Below are 2190 nucleotides of genomic sequence, written 5' to 3'. Positions count from 1 at the left end.
GGCAAGCGCCGTGGTTGTTGGAGTGTCTTGAGTACCCCCGCCGTAGGCATTGACCGGATTTTGATCTCCCCCCACCTTGTCGCCGTTGGCCGCGTAGCGCTGCTGGAAGATGCCTAAGCTATCGCCCGTTCCTTCGCCTTCCCAGGTCACCACCCAGCCGCCATCGGCAAGCGCCGTGGTTGTTGGAGTGTCTTGAGTACCCCCGCCGTAGGCATTGACCGGATTTTGATCTCCCCCCACCTTGTCGCCGTTGGCCGCGTAGCGCTGCTGGAAGATGCCGAAGCTGTCTCCCGTCCCTTCGCCGGCCCAGGTGACTACCCAGCCGCCATCGGTCAGCGCCGTGGTTTTGGGAAAGATTTGATCACCCCCTCCGTAGCTGTTGACCATGATTTCGTCGCTTGCAGTTGCATAAGATGCCATGATTTTGGTTCCTTGAACGGAAATGGTTCTCGATATCGAGGGTCGCCAGGCCAAGCCAGCAACGGGTAAATCGTCTATCTAGGATTGAGATTCATATAATTGACGCCTGCCTGATTGCGTCCGGATACGAGTGTCGGACCGTCCATCGTACAGCCCTTCGCCAAGCTCCGGCGCGACCGTAGATCAGGGCATCGGAACCGTCTTCCACCGTTCGGTGGAGATCGCGGCGTATTGACACATTTTATCCATGCGGGTTTTGGCGTTTTGACGAAATTGTATTTTTACGCCATAGTCTCGAGGTGATTTTTGAACGAGGCTTCGGATAAAGCGATGCGCGCGCGACGATTGTGAGTGATCGGATGACAGAAATGGCTTCACACGCCGAGATTTCGACTGCGCGCATGTCAGAACTGATCGGCGCGATTTATGACTGCGTGCTCGAGCCATCCAAATGGCGCAACGTGGTTGAAGCGATCTGCCTTGAATTCAACTTCTGCAACGGCGCTCTCGCGATCAATGGCTTTGACGGGCAAGCGGTGTTCGGCGCCGTTGTCGGTATCGATGACTACTGGATGGGCCGCACTATGAATTACGGGACGGCGGTAACCGATCTCTGGGGTGGGCCGGAGCGTATCCAGGAATATCCCTTGGAAGAGCCGATCGTCCAATCGGGTCTTCCCGCCGCCAGGGACCGTGAGTCCAACGCCTACTTCACCGAATGGGCTCGCCCGCAAGGGGTCACCGATGCGGTGGTCATCGGGCTCGAACGCAACCATAAAATGGTCTCCAATGTTACCTTTGGCCGCCACGAGACCCGGGATGCGTTCAGCGAAGCCGATCTTGCCGCCCTGCGGCTGCTCGCACCGCACCTGCGCCGGGCCGTCAACATCAGCCATGTGCTCGATCTGAAAACCTTCGAGGCATCGACATTTGCCTCCGCTCTCGAAGTGTTCACGATCGGCATTGCCTTTGTCGATCACCAGAATACGCTCATTCACGCTAATGCTGCCGCCCATGCCCTGATCGCCGCTCAGGGCTCCATCCGTCTCGCTATGGGCCGCCTGGTCCTGCCGCTTGCCACTGCGACGGCCGCACTGGAGGCGGCCGTCGCAGACGCTGCGTCAGGTACGGTCGACCCCAGCGCACGCGGAGTCGGCATTCCCGCCCAGGGACGCGACGGCGAACCGGTGATAATCCACGTCTTGCCGTTGCGGCGTGATATGGGGTCTCTGAATTCCAACCTGCGCCCGGTAGCGGCGCTGTTCATCACGCCCGCATCGCCGGCGCCGCAGATGCCCGCCGATGCCATCGCTCTGGTCTACGGCCTGACGCCGGCGGAAGCCCGGGTGTTCGAAAGGGTCGCCGCCGGCGATACGCGGGCGCAGATCGCCGATCGGCTCGGCCTCGCCGTCAGCACCGTCAAGTCGCATCTGCTGCGCGTTTTCGAAAAAACCGGCTGCAAGCGGCAGGCCGACCTGGTCAAACTCGCAGCCTCGCTGTCGTTGACCGTTTGATCTCCGGTTCGTCCTCGACGTCCTGCAAATCGGAAACCCCATTTTGATTTAGGATTCTCCGAACAATAACGGAATCGCGAATTTCCTGGGGTGCGTCTGATTGACTCATGTGGTTTGGGATTCCCGTCGGGCTCAAATCGACGTATGTCGATGAGATGATCGACGAGGATAGCATCCGATATCGCTGGGAGACGGTTGGGCGCACGCTTGATGAGCGCGGTCGTCGGATGTTTGCGGCGGCCGAGGCGAGCACAGC

Annotated in this window: 2 protein-coding genes; one reads left to right on the top strand and one right to left on the bottom strand. The window is 59.6% G+C overall.

From position 1 onward, the window contains the following. Positions 1-420, bottom strand: a 420-nt coding sequence (locus tag AC1D06_RS42455; protein WP_477991563.1) for a hypothetical protein, incomplete at its 3' end; no start/stop codon positions are given. Between the two features lie 368 nt (positions 421-788). Between AC1D06_RS42455 and AC1D06_RS42450 the strand changes: the two genes are divergently transcribed. Continuing rightward, positions 789-1934 (top strand): helix-turn-helix transcriptional regulator, encoded by a 1146-nt coding sequence (locus AC1D06_RS42450; RefSeq protein ID WP_477991561.1) that lies wholly within the window; start codon positions 789-791, stop codon positions 1932-1934. Positions 1935-2190: the final 256 nt, after the last annotated feature.

The organism is Rhizobium sp. P2_G2 (genome assembly GCF_056403555.1).
Note: the sequence above shows the minus strand (reverse complement) of the source record. Positions and strands in the feature narration are given on the sequence as shown.